Raw genomic sequence first — 16,434 nt, forward strand, 5'->3', positions numbered from 1 at the left:
TACATGCCGGATAACAACGACGCTGGCGCGCATCACGCCAAGCTCCGCCGGTTCTGAGATTTGGACCTTCGAATGTCCCGCTTGCGATTTCGTCGACCAGATCGCGGTCGTGCTGGTCGACCCAATGAGATCGTCTGATACCTTGGCTTGGTTTCAGGGCGAATTGCGGGCGCCTACATAGGGCGCGCGCTACCTGGAACGATCGAGCGCCGAAGGCCTGGACGTAGGCATTGGTCGAGAAGAACCGGTTGCAGCGCTCGGCTTGGCAACGACGGTGACGTTCAGCGAGCTTGGTGCTGCGCTTCATCAGCAGAGGTAGTCACCCGAAAATCCGCATCATTAATGCTTTGCCGATCGGGGCGGCGTGGATGCCGCTGAATGCGCTGACGTAGTCACCGGAATAGAAAGCGCGAATGAGAGCGATGCGGGTGTTGAGGGTTTCATCAAACCGGATTGCAAAGCCATTCCCCGTGCGTCGCACGACCAGGGCCGCGACGTTTCTCTCCTGGAGGGTGCAGCGAACCGCGGTCCCGACAGGTGGTGGATTGTCGCTCACGAAGCGAGCGCCCGTGATCGACATGTCTGCCAAACGGTAGATGCACTGCCGGGAACCGATATTGAAAAGGACAGGCTCATCTCGCTCGAACCGCTCGGCCTTCCGTCGCCGCGGCTGCTCGATGGACACCAGGCAGACGATCAACAGAATGATGGCGTTGTACAAACTCCAGGCGAGCGCCAGACCGCCATAGGCGATCATGTCACCTTGCACATGAAGCACGAAGGCATAGACGATACCCGCGAGCGTAATCGCCAATGCGGTGCCGTATATCCTGAGCAGTGGCCATTCGACGAAGCGTTGGTCGCGATCCCCGCCCTTCGCCGTGACCTTGAATGTGTGTCCCTGCGTCTGGAGCAGTCCCGCCGCCACGGCCTTGAGAACCGCCGGCAGTGCAATGTATTGAGCGACATCCGACATCACCGCCATGGAGCGTCCGCGGGAAATCCAGGCCATGGTGAGCGAATACCAGACATAAAAAGGCAGGAAATATCCGAGGAGTTCGAAAAGATCGGCCTGGACCGCTTTGATGCCGAAGAGAAGATAAAGGCTTGGAACGACGAGACCGAAGACCTTGACGACATAGGTCGAGGTCCAACTCATGAATGCTTCGATGAGAGAAAGCCTGTCGACAACGTCCAGCTGCGATCTTCGGGAAAAGGGACCACTGCGCCCCCGAAAGATTTGCATGAAGCCAAGACACCATCGGCTGCGCTGAGTGATGTACTCCTTGAGTCCCTCCGGGGCCAGCCCCAAGGTCAGACGCTCGTTCAGGTACACCGTGCGTGATCCAATTTCCGTCAGCCGCAGCGTCAGCAAGTAGTCCTCCGTCACGGAATCGGTCGGAAAGCCGCCGATCTTCACGAGGGACGAGAATCGGATGACCGACGACGTGCCGCAACAAAACGCCACGCCCCAAGCGTCCTTCGATGGCATCAGGATATCGAAGAAAAAGCGCTGCTCGTCCGGCCAGACCTTGGTCGCGGCCAAATTGGTTTGGATCGGATCCGCATTGATGAAATGCTGAGGTGTCTGTACCACGCCTACGCCCTGGTCGCGGAACAGGCACGTCGCGCGGCTGAGAAATTCGGGCATAGGCACGAAATCGGCGTCGAGAATCGAAATGAAATCTGGGGGATCGGCGAGCTCCGCCACATGCCACAGGGCGTGATTGATGTTGCCGGCCTTGGCGTCCTTGTTGTCCGGGCGCGCCAGATACCGGCAGCCGAGCTGGCCGGCAAGCTTTTCGAGCCAGTCACGCCGTCCGTCGTCCAGAACCCAGACGCGGTAGTTGGGATAGTTCATTCCCGTGGCGCCGATGATTGTGCGCTCCAGAATCGACGTTTCCTCGTTGTAGGTGCAAATGAATACGTCGATCAGCGGAGCTTGCCGTCCGGCAAGCCACCGCCTGTTGACTTCGACTTGCGGCGTTCGATTGGTCGAGCGGCTGAGAAACACCAGTGTCAGTGCACCCGCCGCAAGCGATACAGCCTCGACGAAGAGGAACACGGATCCCACGGCGAAGTCGGCGGTCCAGCCGACGGGCGGCACCGTGGCTGTCATGCGCCATCCAAAATAGCGGATCATGAGCAGCAATGCGATTGAGATCATCAGCGAGCGCGCCGTGGAGTTCTCGTGCCGCAACCAGGGAAGGACGGCAACGCAGAACCCGAGCGCAATAAGGCCCGGTGTCAGCGCGGCGATCATGGCTTTCTCGCAGTGTCTGGCGAGAAGATGACGCGTCCGGTTCGCCCGACTGGACAATCGTTGGAGCCATCGTTGAGGTCGGGGACCGAAATCGTCGCACGATACGGTTCCTTGCTCAGCGCATCGGGATTAATGGCGAGGTTCGCTGCGACCCCTGCGGAGCCGGTGAGATTGACGACGGTGCCAGTCAATTCGGGGCCGCCGGCGCTCGGCCGGAAATGTGCGAGAGATCCCAGTTGCAGCCCGTTATACACGCTCTCAGTGACGTTCGCCGTCACTACGGCGCCGGAACAATCGAGTAGACGAATGAGCGGTTGTCCGGCCCGGACGTCCTCTCCAGGTGCCGTCATGACCTCCCATATTCGGCCGGCGACGGGGAACTTGATGTCCGCCTCGGAGCGGCCGATGTAACGAGATCGCTCTGATTCTATCTCGCCGACGAGCCACGAGATTTGCGCATCGGCGTGCGCTACGTCCGCGGTGAGGCCTTCAGCCCGCTGCCGCATTTCCTCCTCACGCTGCACCGAGCTCGGACGATCGTTGTAGCTGTCGCCGAGGAAAGTGCCCTCGCGCGCGGCGGTGAGCTCGACCTGGGTTGCATCCAGACGGCGTCGCGCGCCGATTTCGGTCTGCTGAGCAATGGTTTGATCCCGCGTCAGGCGCCCAAGCTCGACAGACGAAACGCTGCCCGATTTGATGAGCGATGATGCTCGTTCCACCGCGGCTGCCGCCTCTTCACGACGCGCTGCGGCCGCTTCGATTGATGTTTGGATTTCTGCGATGCGCGCCTCGAGCTGACGAATGCGCCCCGCTGTGAACAGGGCCGCCTGACGCGCCAGATCCTTCTGCCCCGCCTGGGCTGAAGCTATCTTCGAAACGAGGCTCGGCCTTTCGTTTTCGAGGCGAGACATCTGACTGCGCAGGTCATCGAGCCGCACGCGGTCGCCGCGCGGATTGACGACACGGAGGATGAAAGTGCCCTCACCGACGGTGCCTAAATCGCCTGACAGACTGGCCCCGGCTGAAATCTTCCCGTCAATCGGCGACCTCAACGTCACGAGCCTCGAATTGACGACGGCTTCGACGCTTGACGTCTGGAAAAGCGCTCTGAGCGGCAGCCAGCCGAATACTGCGACGATGGCGATGCCCGCCGCGGCCTTCACAAATCGGAGAAGCGTCCGGCTCGGCTTGGATTGCGCTACATCCGCGGCGGCATCGCCGCCGGTTGCGGGGGTATCGGCATTGCCGGGACTGAGACGCGCATCCAACGCGCGTTGCAAACCGTGCGCGTCATGGTTTCCGTCCACCGCGAGAGGTTTTGCGATATCTGGACCGCCGCCGCCTTCGAATGTCGAATCGAAACGCGTTTTGTTTTGCATCATACACCTGAGAGTCAACGCGCAACCTCCGCGCGAGATACGGCCGGCCGAATCCAAATGCGATGTTGGTGTTGCAAAGGCTAACTGAAACATGAGAATTGTCTGCGATAGCGGATCGCCAAGAGTCGCATTGGGCCGATAGAGGCACGGGTCCGTGCTACCGTTCAGCCGATGTGTTGACGAGGTGCAGCTTGGTCGCGGGCGAAGCCCGCGGCATTGCTTTCTCAAACTCCGCGAGAATGCTGGCGCCGAGCTCTGAGGCGGGGATCGGCCGGCCGAAGAAGAAGCCCTGGACCTGATCACCGTTGGCCGCGTCGAGGAAAGCTGCCTGGTTGGCGGTCTCGACGCCTTCGACCGTCACCCGCATGCGCAGTTCCCGTCCGAGCGCGATGATCGCTTTTACTACTGTCCCGACCTGACAATGAGGGCCGTCGAGGCTCTGCATGAAGGCTCGATCGATCTTGATCTTGTCGAACGGAAAGCGCCACAGATAGCTGAGGCTCGAATAGCCAGCCCCGAAATCGTCCATCACGATGGCAACGCCCATCGTCTTGAGCGTCCGGAGCTGAGCCATGATCGTTTCGGTGTTGCCGAGCAGCAGGCTTTCGGTGATCTCCAGTTCGAGTCGGTGCGCCGCGAGTCCGGCGTCTTTTAGTGCGGCGGCGACGATGTCACCGATGTTGCCCGCCACGAACTGCACGGGTGACAGGTTCACTGCAACGGTCAGGTGCGCCGGCCAGGTCGCGGCCGTGCGGCATGCCTCCCGCAACACCCACGCCCCGATCTTGTCGATAAGCCGCAAGTCCTCGGCGACCGGAATGAAGGTCAATGGCGGAATGAGGGTTCCGTCCGCCGCGGGCATCCGGATCAGCGCTTCGAAGCCGGCAAGGCGGCGCTGGGATATTTCGAAGAGCGGCTGATAATGCAATTCGAAGCGATCATTCAGTACCGCGTCGCGAATCGCCCTCTCGAGCTCGATGCGCGCTTGTAGCTCAGTGTCCATTTCAGGCAGGAAAAACCGGATGCAGTTGCGGCCGGCTGCCTTGGCCGCGTAGAGCGCGAGGTCGGCACTCTTGAGCAACCGCTCGGCGGTGGTGTCTTCCCCCGTCGCCAGCGCTACGCCGATGCTAGCGGTGGTGAGGATCTCGTGCTGCTTGAATTTCACGGTCGCATTTACCGCGGCGGCGAGATGGCTCGCAAACGACTCGGCCTGAGCTTTGCCGGCGATCCCGCTCTGCACGACCACGAATTCGTCGCCGCCGAGCCGCGCCACCACGTCGTCGATCCTGGCCGCGGCGCGAAGACGCTTGGCGATGGACTTGAGCAGAAAATCGCCACTGTCGTGACCAAGCGAATCGTTGACCTCCTTGAAACGGTCGATGTCGATGAAGTGTACGGCAAGGCTGCCGCCCCGCATCGGCAGGCGAGCGATGGCGCTCTCCAGTTTTTCGATCAGCTGCGGGCGATTGGTCAGCCCGGTCAACGCGTCATGATGGGCGAGAAACCGGATGCGCCGGTCAGCGTGCTTCACCTTTGTTTCCCGATACCAGGCAATTGCGGGAATGGAGAAGGCGAGACCTGACAGCAGGCAAAGGAACACGGCCGCGGTCAGGAACGTATTGTGGACATTCTTGCGTTGCTCGGTTTCATCCACGTAGGCCGCAACGACAGCGGTGAGGCGACCGTCGGTCTGGACCGGGACATAGGCGCGGGCGAAGAATGCCGGTCGGTCGGGCGAATTTCCCTCCCTGACGTCGACGATCGGGAGACCGTCAACCGCTGATCGCGCCGCATCGGGGCTATATTCAGACAAGTCGACGAGCGCGATCTTTTCGCGGGTCGAAACGAACTGGGAGTAGCCATTACGGTTGAATATTTCGTAGTGAAAGACCTCGCCGGAATTTCGCGCCGACAGGAAGAACGCCATGCTCGCGGCGGAAGGCTGCTCGCCGCCGGCGATCTGCTCGAGATCGGTGACACTGGCCGCCAGGAACCTCGCCCAGCTACGAGCGGTCGACGTCGCATCTTGACGGAGAAGATGATCGGTCGTGATCTTCAGGGTCGTCCCGGCGCCCAGCAACAGAATGGCAAGCGCGGCGACGATGGTGACGATGTTTCGCTGAGGCCAGATACTGGCGAGTGACGGCATCAGTGCTACCGGGTCGATCGCATTTTCGTGAGCTCGGCCCGAACCGTTTTTAGCAGTTCGGCATTGCGCTCACTTTTCGAAGCCCAATCGTCGGCAACGGCCGCGAACACGGCATTGGCCGCATCGAGGTCCGACGGCGTGGGTATGGTCACCTGGCGTTTGGGATCGGACTTCAGCTCCCCCATAATGCTGTTTTCAACGGCTTCGTAGGTATCCATGAAACGTCCGGCAGACCACGCACCGCTGTATTTGAGGATGGTCGCCTGTGCAGGTTTCGGCAGCCGGTTGAATATTTTCCGGTTCATCAAAACCATCAGCGGTGCGCCGCTGATGCCAAGAAGGTAATGATAGGTCGCAACGCGTTTGATGCCGTAATCGACCAATGGAGATGGTGGTACCAGGGCGCCATCGATGCTGCCGCTGCCAATGGCTTCGGAGATCTTGGTGACCGGCAGAAATACGGGCCGCGCTCCGAGCTTTTCGAGCGCTGCGGCTTCGCCCGGATTGTTGACGCGAATTCTCTTGTCCTTCAGATCATTCAGCGACGTGATCGGAATGTTGCTGTGGATCGTCTCGGGCTCGGTGACATAGGCGCCGATCACCACGTAGTCGTCGTATCCTTGCAGCGCGCCGGCGGCCATAAGCCGGTTGAACACCGCAACGGACTCCCGCATGTTCGTAAACAGGCCGGGCATCTCGATGATTGCATTGTCTGCGAACCGGTTGCGAGTCAGTCCCGTCACGACGTAGGCGATGTCGGCCGTACCATCGAGCACGAGCTGGGGTTGCTCAGCCGGATCCTTTCCAAGCACGCCGCTGAAATAGGTCTCGATTTCGATCTGGCCTCTTGCCTCGGCGTTGACCGCGTCGACGAATGGCTTGACCGCAGCGAGATAACTCGTCGAGCGGTCGGAACTGGGGAAGGCCAATTTGAGCTTGACCGGTTCGGCGGCGGAGGCCGAAATCAACGCAAAAGAGATCACCGCGCATCGTGCAAGCAAACTAAGCATCGGTTTTCCGATCGTGGCGGCGGCGCGTCGAAACGCCGATTTGCTCGGTCCCTAACGAACCCCCATAGATAGAAATGCTTCAGAGAACTCTCCTAGATAGCACGCGGCGATCCGGGCGGCGACCAGATCGCGAATCGTAGTTTGAAGCGTGCTAACGCCGGCGAGACAATTGTCTGAGAGCGCGCGGCCGCGAGAGGGCAACCCAGCTAAAGGTGGACGTTATCAGCGCGCTGCCGGCAACACGCCGCTACGGCAGACCGCGCGCCTCGAGCTGATGCACCAGCAGCAGTGTCGGCTCGGCGAGGCTGTCGCCGGAGCCGTCGAGGCCGAAGGCGCTCGCGATGCCGTCGCGGCTGCGCAGCAGCGCGCTACGCGGACAATGGCCGGCGCCGCAGAGCGTCTTCTTCAGGGTTTCGCCCTGCGCCGTGATGCCGGCGGAATCATCCGCGGCCCAGGCCAGCACGATCGGGACGTCCACATTGAGGATGCCGGGGAAGACCGAGCGCTTGTTGTACTGGCTGGCGTCCCTGCCGAGATAGGCCTTCTCGCTGTCGCTGGCGTCCTTGCCGGCGCGGTAGATCCCGGACACCAGCACGACCGCCGCGACATCGGCGCGGTCGGTCTGGAGTTCGGGATGGGCCAGCAGGGTGGCGACGTGGAAGGCGCCGGCGCCGTAGCCGACTGCGACGATCTCGCGGGCATCGCCGTTGAATAGGTCGATATTGCCGTAGACCCAGGACAGCGCCGCCGCCACGTCGCTCGCACCCGCCGGCCACGTCGCCGAGGGCGCCAGCCGGTAGTTGACGCGCACGCCGATCATGTCGTTGCGCGCGGCAAAGCACATGGCCTGGTCCTGGATCTGGCGCGACAGCTCCGGCGCGGCGCGGTCGCCAGTGAAGGTGTCGCCGGTCACGAACAGCAGCACCGGCCGCGGCGTATCCGCCTTGGTCGTGGCGGTGGCGACATCGAGCACATTGGCTTCGCTCTCGCCGTAGCGCAGGCCGCGCGAGAAGGTGACCTGCTCGCATAGCCGCGCGGTGCCGCCTGCGGTGGTGTCGCTATCTGTGAGGCCGACCTGGACAAGATCGGACGGCGCAGCCGGCCGCGGCGGCAAGGGGCCGTGCGCGGAGGCTGCCGTCAGGCCCAGAATCAGAAAAAATGCGAGAAAATTCTTCATGTCGGTGGTGGCCCTGCGTGCCCGATATGGGCTCGCGCGTTTGGCCCGTCTTTTCAATTCGCCTTATTAGTTAGTTGGTCATGAGGCGATTTCGCGGCACCCATGGTTCTCTCGGCTCGTCCTCCACGCGTGGTTCAATTCCCCGGCTGGAACGTGCAATCCGCCCCGCTGCCGTCCTTCCGGCGGATGGCATTGGGGTCGATCGTGCAGCTCAGCTTGGTCAGGCTCTCGAAATTCGATCCTGCGGCGCCGTCGGCCGGAATGCCGGCCAGAGCTTCGGTGGCGAAGATCTCGTTGGCCGTGGAGCCATTCACCGTCCGGGTCTTCTTGCCGAAGGTGACCTCGCAGTTCCGGACGGTGATGTCGACATTGCCGGCGCGACAGACGATTCGATCGGCGGTCACCATGATCGGCTTCTTGTAGGGAATGTCGCTGTTGGCGGCGAACAGCATCGCCATTGCCTTCTTCTCGGCGCCAGACAGGACCGACGACAGCGGCGCGATCACCCCCGCGAGCGCCAGCGCCGTCGCGCCCGAGACTTTTGCGGGCGTCGCGTCGGAGGCTCCCGCGACGCCGGAGGCGGCTGCGAGGACGAGGGTGCAGGCGAAGATCAATCGACCGGCTTTCATCTTCCCTCCCTGGACCTGCAATCGCGGCTTCCCTCCGAGAAGCGCGCGGAACCAGATTAGCATGTAAATCCGAATTGGAAGGCAAGTTCGCCTCGCCTCGCGCCTTCGCGCGCTACGGCTGTTTTGCTCCGAGGTGTCAAACGGTTACGCCGCGGGGCCGAGCCCCGCGCCGAGACGGCCGTTCTACTGTGCATGGGGTTGTTTTCGCGTTTTTTTGTTTGGCCGACCTGTCAGGCCTGCTTCATCGTCCGGAAGGTGATGGAATAGCGGCGCGCCTCGACCGGCGGGATGCTGTGCTCCCATTGCGACCGCGCCTCGCCGTCCATCATGTAAAGCGAGCGCGGCCGGGCTTCGAGCGTGTGGCGCTCCCATTTGTCGCCGCTACGGCGGCGGAAACGGAATTTGCAGGACGAGCCCAGCGACATGCCGAGGATTTTGTCGAAATGCGGCTTGTCGCGATGCCAGCCGATGCCGACGCCGGCCTCGTATTCGGTGCAGAGCACCTGCCGCACGCTGCCGCCGGCAAGCCCAGCCCATGCCTCGACCTGCCGCGCGACGGGCAGGACCCAGTCCGGGATCGGCTCGGCCTCGGCCAGCCGCTGCAGCGAATAGTCATAGCGATAGCCGAAGGACGCCACCCGGCGGTTGCCCTCGAAGGCGCCGAACTGGAAGCGCTGGAGCGGCAATGCTGCGATGCGGCCGATGAGCGCCTGCTCGACGGCGGTCTCGACGAAGTCATCGGCATAGCGAAGGCCGGCGGGCCCTGCGTGCGGATCGTCGAACAAGCCAAGCTGCGTCATTCCTCGCATTTCCGTGATGGAACCTAATGGTGGCTGATGCGACTTACATATGACGCGGAAAGTAACATGCGAGGCTGTCATGGCAGAGAAGCATACCGCCGATCCGGCAGAGATCATGCGGGCGACCGGTCATCCTGAGCTGGAATACGCAGCCGGCTGGACCATCGCCGGTCTGGTCACCATCGGCACCATCGTCGCCGCCTGGGTGTTCGCGATCTAGCCATTGGAAACTGCAGCTCGAACGCCGCGCCCTGATCGGTCGGCGTGAGCCTGATCGAGCCGCCATGGCTCGCCATCACCGCGCGCGCGATCGCCAGCCCCATCCCGGTGCCGCCCTGGTCGCGGCGCGTGGTGAAGAACGCGTCGAAGATCCTGTCGCGGTTCGGCGTCGAGATCGGCTCGCCGTCATTGCTTACCGTCACACGCAGGGTCGTACGCTCGTCGATCGCTTTCAGCCTGATTGTCCCAGCCTTGTGTCGCATCGCATTATCGGCGAGATGCGACAGCACGATGAGCGCCTTCTCGGCCGACATGCCGATCATCAGGTCGAGGCTGCCGCTGGCCTCTATCGAGCTCGCCGGAAATCGGCTCCTGAGGTCGGCAATCACCGGCGCCAATTCCGTGCGCTCGTTTTGCGGCAGGCTTTCGGCACGCGCGAGTTCGCGCAGCCGCTGCGCCATCGCTTCCAGCCGCTTTGTGTCGGACAGGATGTTGGCGATGAACGTCTCCTGCTCGGCCGGCGTCAGGCTGCCCGCTTTGCCCTGAAGCGTCCGCGTCGTGTAGATCACCCCCGCGACGTGGTTGTTGACGATGACAGGCATTGCCGAAAACACGTGGACGCCGAGGCCGCGGCCATCAATTCTACGGCGTCACCGCTCCGCGGGGCACGGCGCGTGGGGCGGTCAGCTCCTTCCACGTCGAATTGGCGACATGCACGGGCGAGAACGCCGGGCGCTCGACATAACGGCCGTCGCCGGCCTCGGCGCGCAGATCGCCGTCTTTCCAGACGATTCGGCCGCGCGACAGCGTCGCCGCCGGTCCGCCGGTGCAGGAAAACCCCTCGAACACGTTGTAATCGATCCGGCTCATCTGCCGCTTCGCGCTGATGGTCTTGCTCGCCTTGGGATCCCAAACCACGATATCTGCATCCGAGCCGACGGCGACCGCGCCCTTGCGCGGATAGATGTTGAGGATGCGGGCGATATTCGCCGAGGTGACTGCGACGAATTCTTCCTTCGTCAACCGTCCCGTGGCGACGCCCGCGGTCCACAGCAGGGCGAGGCGATCTTCGAGGCCGCCGGTGCCGTTCGGGATCTTTCTGAAATCGCCGAACCCGAACCGCTTCTGCTCGGTGGTGAAGGCGCAGTGGTCGGTCGCGACCACCTGCAGCGAGCCGGCTTGCAGACCGGCCCAAAGACTATCCTGATGCGACCTGTCGCGGAACGGCGGCGACATCACGCGCTGCGCGGCATGATCCCAGTCCTTGTTCTGATATTCACCGGCGTCCAGCAACAAGTGCTGGATCAACGGCTCGCCATAGACGCGCTTGCCCGCCGCACGTGCGCGCGCGATCGCCTCATGCGCTTCGCGGCAGCTCGTGTGCACGATATAGACCGGCGTCCCCGTCATGTCGGCGATCATGATGGCGCGGTTGGTGGCTTCGCCCTCGACCTCCGGCGGCCGTGAATAAGCGTGTCCCTCGGGCCCGGTGACGCCGCCCGCGATCAGCGCCTCCTGCATCAGGGCGACGACGTCGCCGTTCTCCGCATGCACGACAGGCATGGCGCCGAGATGGGCGCAGCGGGCGAACGAGTTGTAGAGCTCGTCGTCGTTCACCATGAGCGCGCCCTTGTAGGCCATGAAGTGCTTGAAGGTGTTGATGCCGTAGGTTTTGACCACGGTCTCCATCTCGTCATGGATCTGCTTCGACCACGACGTTACCGCCATGTGGAAGCCGTAGTCGGAGGCCGCCTTCTCGGATTTGTGTCGCCACTCCTGATAGGCCGCGAGCATCGGCTGGCCTGGATCGGGCAGGCAGAAATCCACCACCATGGTGGTGCCGCCGGCCAGCGCCGCCTTGGTCCCCGATTCGAAATCGTCGGCGGTGACAGTGCCCATGAACGGCATTTCGAGATGAGTGTGCGGATCGATGCCGCCCGGGATGACGTAGGCGCCGCCGGCATCGATGACCTCGCACCCCGTCGGCGCATCGAGCGATTGCCCGACCGCGACGATGGTCTCGCCGTCGATCAGCACGTCCGCGCGGCGCGAATGATCATGATTGACGACGGTGCCGCCGCGGATGAGGAGGGGCATTGGATGCTCCGGAGAGGAAAGTGGACCTCGCGAAGCTAAGCGCGCGGCACACGACGCGACAGGTGAAATTTTAGTCAGGCACGCCGACAGTTGAGCCGTGCTCTCTCGGCCCCTACGCCGCCCGCGCGATCAGCCCGTCAATCATCGCGCGCACCAGGCCCGCGATTTCCTTCCGGAGCGCCGGCAGCGGCACCGCGACCAGTTTCTGCTCCAGTCCCAGCGCCACCATGCCATGCACCGCCGAGAACAGGCTGCGCGCGGTGATGCCGAGCTCCTCCCGACTGCGTTTTGGAAATAGCGCGGCCAGCGGCTGGTAGACGTGGCGAAACAGCTGCAGCTGGTCGTCGATGGACCAGTCGGGGAGGGGCTTGTCGGCTGCCATGCGGTGCTCGAACAGAGCGCGCCACAGTTCGAGATTCTCCGCGGCGAAATCGCAATAGGCGAGAGCAATGCGGACCAGGGTCTCCTGCGGCGACGGCTCGCGCGCGCTTTCCGCCGCGCTCAGGGCCCGGTCGAGCCGAAGCAAAGTGCGCGAGCCCACGCGCAGGATCAGTTCATCGACATCGGCGACGAGATTGTAGACCGCGCCGTTGGCGCAGCCGATCTCGCGGGCGAGATCGCGGGTCTTTAAACCCGCCAATCCCCTGTCGGCGATCATTCGTTCCGCCGCCAGGATCAAATCGGATCGAAGTTTCTCTCGGCGTTCCAATGGCTTAGTCATCTGCAAACCAAATTCTTGAGCGTCGCTCAAATATTCCTTGAACGATGTTCAAGTTTCTTGCTACAAACCATCCGTGAGCAACGCTCATAACAGGGAGCTTCAGATGTTCAAGACCGTAGTGACACTTTTCCGCGGCAGCGTGGCCGCCGCCAGCGAGGAGCTGGAAGACCGGACGGCCCTTCTGATCCTCGATCAACAGATGCGCGACGCGGCCGCGGCCGTCGAGCGCGGCAAACGGACCCTTGCGCTGGCGATTGCGCAGGACCAGCAGGAAGCTCGCAAGCTCGAGGCGACCGTCGCCCGCATCGCTGATCTCGAGATGCGCGCGGTCGCGGCGCTCGACGGGGACCGCGAGGATCTCGCCAACGATGCTGCCGAAGCCATCGCGGGCCTGGAGGCCGATCGCGATGCGGCGCTGACGGCCCGCGCACTGTTCGCAACCGAAATCGCGCGGCTGAAGCGGCACGTCGCAAGCGCGCAGGCCCGCATCACCGAGCTCGACCGCGGCCGCCGCGTCGCCCGTGCCTCGGAAGCGGTGCGCTCGCTTCGCCGCAGCGGCATCGAGGCGGCACGCCCCTACGAATCCACGCTGCCGGAGGCGGAGAGCACTTTGAGGCGTCTTCGTGAGCGGCAGATGGAAGCCCAGGCCGCCGACGACGCGCTGGTCGAGCTCGATGCGGCCACCGGTCCGCTCGCCACCGCCGAAAAACTCGCCGAGCAGGGTTTTGGCCCCAGGCTCAAGACGACCGCGGACGACGTGCTGGCACGGTTGAAGTCCAAGCGCACGCCGACGGTCTGATCCCAAACCCATCATCATTCGAACCAACAGGAGACCATCATGAACCAGAATGGCCAGCCCCACAGCGGCGCCTGGGTGACTTTCACTTACGTGTCCTTCGCAGCCTCCGCCTTCCTCATCGCCATCGGCATCTTCTTCCTGCCGATCGACCTCTGGATGAAGGGTTATCTCACCATGGGCATCGTCATGTTGATCCAGACTTGCATCACCCTGACCAAGACGGTCCGGGACAACCATGAAAGTAGCCGGATGGTGAACCGCATCGAGGATGCCAAGGCGGAACGTCTGCTGATGGAAGTCTCCAAGGCGGCCTGAGAGGCATGACAATACGCAAGGAAGCAGCGGAGCAATTTGTTCCGCTGCTTCGCGCCGGATGCATTCCGTCAAACCTTATCGCGCCAGCGAAATGCAACCGAGCCATGACGGATCGCGCGGGCGTGCGCTCTTGCGCACCGGCAGCGGCCGGAGCACTCTGCACGAGCGGCACACAAAGAATGCCGCCAAAAAGATGTGCTTACAAGATCTCGGCGAGGAACTTCATGGCGGTGACGCGGATCGACTGCGACATCCACCCGGCGGTTGGTGGCACGCGCACGACGCTGCTGCCGTATCTCAGCGATCACTGGAAAGAGCAGGTCGTGAGCCGCGCCATCGACGGGCTCGATCTCACCTCCTATCCGCCCAGCATGCCGCTGGCGGGCCGCGCCGACTGGCGTCCGGCGAACGGCGCAAAGCCTGGTTCCGATCTTGCGATGGTACAGAAGGGCGCATTCGAGCAGTTGGGTGCCAGCCACGCGATTCTCAACGTGCTCTACGGCGCTCAGGCCGTGTTCGATCCCTACATGGCGGCCGACTTCTGCAGGGCGATCAACGACTGGATCGCGACTGAGTGGCTGTCGCGCGATGCGCGCTTGCGTGCCTCGATCGTGGTGCCGATGCAGGATCCGGATCTGGCGGTCGAGGAGATCGAGCGCCGCGCCGGCGATCACCGCTTCGTGTCGATCCTCGTGCTGGCGCAGGGCGAGACGCTGCTGGGACGCCGGCATTTCTGGCCGGTCTATCGGCTCGCGGAAAAGTACAAGCTGCCGCTCGCGATCCACGCCGGCACGCAATATCGGCAGGCGCCGAGCTCGGCCGGATGGCCGTCGCACCGCTACGAATATTACTTCGTCGAGGCGCAGGCATTTCAGGCGCAGATCCTGAGCCTGATCTATGAGGGCGTGTTCGGCAAGTTTCCGGACCTCAAGGTCGTGCTGATGGAATCCGGCGTGAGCTGGCTCCCGGCTTTCATGTGGCGCGCCAACAAGACCTGGCGCGGCGTGCGCGTCGAGGTGCCCTGGGTCGAGCGCGAGCCGGCAGCGATCATCCGCGACAGTTTTCGTGTCACAATGCAGCCGTTCGACGCGCCGGGCGACGCCAAAAGCGTCGAGGAGATCATCGACCAGATCGGCTCGGACAAGATGTTCCTGTTCGCGTCCGACTATCCGCACTGGCAGTTCGACGGCGACGATCCGATCCCGCCGGACCTGCCGAACAGCATCATCTCGAAGATGTGCGTCGACAACCCGCTGGAGACGTTTCCGCGGCTGTCGCTCGCCAACTAGACCGGAGTTTCGCATGAGTGACGTCATCGACCGCCCACTACGAGAAGACGAAAAGCCTGCCGCTTCGCGGCTGCGCATCGTCGATTGCGACGTTCATCCGAGCCTGCATTCGTTCGACGATCTCAACGAGTTTCTGCCAAAGCGCTGGCAGCAGCATCTGAAGGAATATGGCAGCCATTTGCGCACGCCCTATCTGTTCACCACGCCCTATCCGCGCTCTTCGCCGCTGATCGCGCGGCGCGATGCCTGGCCGCCGACCGGCGGGCCGCCCGGTTCGGATCTCGCCTTCATGCAGAAGCAGCATCTCGATCCGCTCGATGTCGAGTTCGGGATTTTGCAGGTGCTCGATCTCTTCATCTTCTCGCAGCAGAACCTCGAATTCGGCGCCGCGATCCAGCGTGCCATCAACGACTGGCAACTGGCGTTCTGGTCGCATCGCGACCCGCGCCTGAAGGCTTCGATCCTGGTCGGGCAGGACGGCGTCGATCTCGCCATTGCCGAGATCGAACGCTGCGCGAAAATCGGCGAATACGTCCAGATCAACGTCTCGCCGCGCGCCAACGAGCCGTTGGGCCGCCGCCGCTACTGGCCGATCTACGAGCGTGCCCAAGAACTGGACCTGCCGCTCGGCATCCATGTCGGCGGCTATGGCGGGCATGCGCCGACCGGTGGCGGCTGGCCGTCCTATTATGTCGAGGAGCACCAGTCCAACGCGCACACCATTGCGGCGCAGCTTGCCAGCCTCGTGATCGAGGGTGTGCCGGAGCGTTTTCCGAAATTGAAGTTTGTCTTTATCGAGGGCGGCTTCGGCTGGATCCCGTCCGCGGTGTGGCGAATGGACCAGCATTTTGAGCGGTTTCGCAGCGAGGTGCCGCATCTCAAGGCAAGCCGTCGGAATATGTCCGCGAGCATTTCTGGTTCACGACGCAACCGATCGACGAACCTGACGAAGCCCGGCACCTGCGCTCGTTGATCAAATGGGTCGGCATCGACCGTCTCCTGTTCTCGTCGGACTATCCGCACTGGGATTTCGACGATCCGCGCTTTGCGTTCAAGACGCCACTGACGGAGGCCGAGCGAAGGAAGATCTTCAGCACCAATGCCCGCGCGGTCTACAAGTTCTGAGAAGGTCTGCACGGATGGCCCGTCACATCGTCGCGTCCACCTCGGAGATCCCACCCGGTGGCAACAAGGTCGTCGATGTCGCCGGCCGCGACATTGTCGTGTTCCACGTCAATGGCGAGTTCTTCGCTTTGCTGAACCGCTGCCCGCACGAAGGCGCGCCGCTGGAGAAAGCGGCCTGTGTCGCGCGACTGACCTCGCCCGAGCCCGGCATCTATCAGCGCTCGCGCGTCGGCGAGATGCTGCGCTGTCCCTGGCATGGCTGGGAGTTCGACATGCGCAACGGCCAATCCTGGTTCGACCCGAAGCGCGTCAAGATTAAGTCATATCCGGTCGCGGTGGAGCGAGGCGAGGAACTCCAGAAAGGCCCGTATGTTGCCGAGACCTTTCCGGTGCATGTCGAGGACAGCTACGTGATTGTCGAGGTCTGAGCAGCCGTTTCGGATTGTGATTTCGCCGCAGGTG

The 16,434-nt window shown here is 62.8% G+C and carries 14 protein-coding genes and 2 pseudogenes; 6 read left to right on the plus strand and 10 right to left on the minus strand.

The features are described 5' to 3' along the window. Nucleotides 1–319 precede the first annotated feature (319 nt). From IVB19_RS04385 to IVB19_RS04415, 7 genes are all read right to left on the minus strand, one after another. Nucleotides 320–2,263 (minus strand): glycosyltransferase, encoded by a 1,944-nt coding sequence (locus IVB19_RS04385; protein WP_247299319.1) that lies wholly within the window; start codon nucleotides 2,261–2,263, stop codon nucleotides 320–322. Then, nucleotides 2,260–3,642, minus strand: coding sequence for an HlyD family secretion protein (locus tag IVB19_RS04390; protein ID WP_524536760.1), 1,383 nt, complete (start codon nucleotides 3,640–3,642; stop codon nucleotides 2,260–2,262). Before IVB19_RS04390 ends, IVB19_RS04385 begins: the two co-directional genes overlap by 4 nt. A gap of 157 nt (nucleotides 3,643–3,799) precedes the next feature. Then, a complete protein-coding gene (locus IVB19_RS04395; protein ID WP_018453360.1) occupies nucleotides 3,800–5,791 on the minus strand; it encodes a putative bifunctional diguanylate cyclase/phosphodiesterase in 1,992 nt (663 codons plus the stop codon). Between the two features lie 5 nt (nucleotides 5,792–5,796). Then, complete coding sequence (gene dctP / locus IVB19_RS04400; RefSeq protein WP_247299323.1) at nucleotides 5,797–6,774, minus strand: TRAP transporter substrate-binding protein DctP; 978 nt, start codon at nucleotides 6,772–6,774, stop codon at nucleotides 5,797–5,799. Nucleotides 6,775–7,048: 274 nt separating this feature from the next. Further along, entirely contained in the window at nucleotides 7,049–7,978 is a 930-nt protein-coding gene (locus IVB19_RS04405; RefSeq protein WP_018453363.1) for an alpha/beta hydrolase, read from the minus strand. A gap of 134 nt (nucleotides 7,979–8,112) precedes the next feature. Further along, entirely contained in the window at nucleotides 8,113–8,607 is a 495-nt protein-coding gene (locus IVB19_RS04410; RefSeq protein WP_018453364.1) for a hypothetical protein, read from the minus strand. 230 nt (nucleotides 8,608–8,837) lie between these two features. Continuing rightward, nucleotides 8,838–9,407 (minus strand): alpha-ketoglutarate-dependent dioxygenase AlkB, encoded by a 570-nt coding sequence (locus tag IVB19_RS04415; RefSeq protein ID WP_018453365.1) that lies wholly within the window; start codon nucleotides 9,405–9,407, stop codon nucleotides 8,838–8,840. A gap of 79 nt (nucleotides 9,408–9,486) precedes the next feature. Between IVB19_RS04415 and IVB19_RS04420 the strand changes: the two genes are divergently transcribed. Beyond that, nucleotides 9,487–9,627 (plus strand): hypothetical protein, encoded by a 141-nt coding sequence (locus tag IVB19_RS04420; protein ID WP_007597071.1) that lies wholly within the window; start codon nucleotides 9,487–9,489, stop codon nucleotides 9,625–9,627. Here the strand turns inward: IVB19_RS04420 and IVB19_RS04425 are convergent. The 3 genes and pseudogenes from IVB19_RS04425 to IVB19_RS04435 form a co-directional block, all read right to left on the minus strand. After that, a pseudogene (locus tag IVB19_RS04425) lies at nucleotides 9,584–10,258 on the minus strand (sensor histidine kinase); the annotation flags it as partial. The gene IVB19_RS04420 and the pseudogene IVB19_RS04425 overlap by 44 nt on opposite strands. 10 nt (nucleotides 10,259–10,268) lie before the next feature. Then, nucleotides 10,269–11,723, minus strand: coding sequence for a dihydropyrimidinase (hydA, locus tag IVB19_RS04430; protein ID WP_018453367.1), 1,455 nt, complete (start codon nucleotides 11,721–11,723; stop codon nucleotides 10,269–10,271). A gap of 112 nt (nucleotides 11,724–11,835) precedes the next feature. After that, on the minus strand, nucleotides 11,836–12,444 hold the full coding sequence (locus IVB19_RS04435) for a TetR/AcrR family transcriptional regulator (RefSeq protein WP_026232519.1): 609 nt from the start codon (nucleotides 12,442–12,444) through the stop codon (nucleotides 11,836–11,838). Between the two features lie 103 nt (nucleotides 12,445–12,547). On the opposite strand from IVB19_RS04435, the gene IVB19_RS04440 reads away from it, so the two are divergent. The 5 genes and pseudogenes from IVB19_RS04440 (at nucleotide 12,548) to IVB19_RS04460 (ending at nucleotide 16,400) form a co-directional block, all read left to right on the plus strand. Next, a complete protein-coding gene (locus IVB19_RS04440) occupies nucleotides 12,548–13,243 on the plus strand; it encodes a PspA/IM30 family protein (RefSeq protein WP_018453369.1) in 696 nt (231 codons plus the stop codon). Between the two features lie 39 nt (nucleotides 13,244–13,282). Then, nucleotides 13,283–13,558: a YiaA/YiaB family inner membrane protein gene (locus tag IVB19_RS04445; RefSeq protein ID WP_007615098.1), complete on the plus strand. Its 276-nt coding sequence runs from the start codon at nucleotides 13,283–13,285 to the stop codon at nucleotides 13,556–13,558. Between the two features lie 224 nt (nucleotides 13,559–13,782). Then, nucleotides 13,783–14,847: an amidohydrolase family protein gene (locus tag IVB19_RS04450; protein ID WP_018453370.1), complete on the plus strand. Its 1,065-nt coding sequence runs from the start codon at nucleotides 13,783–13,785 to the stop codon at nucleotides 14,845–14,847. A gap of 13 nt (nucleotides 14,848–14,860) precedes the next feature. Then, nucleotides 14,861–15,972, plus strand: a pseudogene (locus IVB19_RS04455) (amidohydrolase family protein). 14 nt (nucleotides 15,973–15,986) lie between these two features. Next, on the plus strand, nucleotides 15,987–16,400 hold the full coding sequence (locus tag IVB19_RS04460; RefSeq protein WP_018453372.1) for a Rieske (2Fe-2S) protein: 414 nt from the start codon (nucleotides 15,987–15,989) through the stop codon (nucleotides 16,398–16,400). Nucleotides 16,401–16,434 lie beyond the last annotated feature (34 nt).

Source organism: Bradyrhizobium sp. 187, from assembly GCF_023101005.1.
Lineage (GTDB): Bacteria > Pseudomonadota > Alphaproteobacteria > Rhizobiales > Xanthobacteraceae > Bradyrhizobium > Bradyrhizobium canariense_D.

What these genes read in the sequence shown, in the direction of transcription:
- IVB19_RS04460 (WP_018453372.1), top strand. Translation starts at nt 15,987, where the DNA reads ATGGCCCGTCACATCGTCGCGTCCACCTCGGAGATCCCACCCGGTGGC.
- IVB19_RS04420 (WP_007597071.1), top strand. Translation starts at nt 9,487, where the DNA reads ATGGCAGAGAAGCATACCGCCGATCCGGCAGAGATCATGCGGGCGACC.
- IVB19_RS04435 (WP_026232519.1), bottom strand. Translation starts at nt 12,444, where the DNA reads ATGACTAAGCCATTGGAACGCCGAGAGAAACTTCGATCCGATTTGATC.
- IVB19_RS04415 (WP_018453365.1), bottom strand. Translation starts at nt 9,407, where the DNA reads ATGACGCAGCTTGGCTTGTTCGACGATCCGCACGCAGGGCCCGCCGGC.
- IVB19_RS04410 (WP_018453364.1), bottom strand. Translation starts at nt 8,607, where the DNA reads ATGAAAGCCGGTCGATTGATCTTCGCCTGCACCCTCGTCCTCGCAGCC.
- IVB19_RS04385 (WP_247299319.1), bottom strand. Translation starts at nt 2,263, where the DNA reads ATGATCGCCGCGCTGACACCGGGCCTTATTGCGCTCGGGTTCTGCGTT.
- IVB19_RS04395 (WP_018453360.1), bottom strand. Translation starts at nt 5,791, where the DNA reads ATGCCGTCACTCGCCAGTATCTGGCCTCAGCGAAACATCGTCACCATC.
- hydA (WP_018453367.1), bottom strand. Translation starts at nt 11,723, where the DNA reads ATGCCCCTCCTCATCCGCGGCGGCACCGTCGTCAATCATGATCATTCG.
- IVB19_RS04450 (WP_018453370.1), top strand. Translation starts at nt 13,783, where the DNA reads ATGGCGGTGACGCGGATCGACTGCGACATCCACCCGGCGGTTGGTGGC.
- IVB19_RS04445 (WP_007615098.1), top strand. Translation starts at nt 13,283, where the DNA reads ATGAACCAGAATGGCCAGCCCCACAGCGGCGCCTGGGTGACTTTCACT.
- IVB19_RS04390 (WP_524536760.1), bottom strand. Translation starts at nt 3,642, where the DNA reads ATGCAAAACAAAACGCGTTTCGATTCGACATTCGAAGGCGGCGGCGGT.
- IVB19_RS04440 (WP_018453369.1), top strand. Translation starts at nt 12,548, where the DNA reads ATGTTCAAGACCGTAGTGACACTTTTCCGCGGCAGCGTGGCCGCCGCC.
- IVB19_RS04405 (WP_018453363.1), bottom strand. Translation starts at nt 7,978, where the DNA reads ATGAAGAATTTTCTCGCATTTTTTCTGATTCTGGGCCTGACGGCAGCC.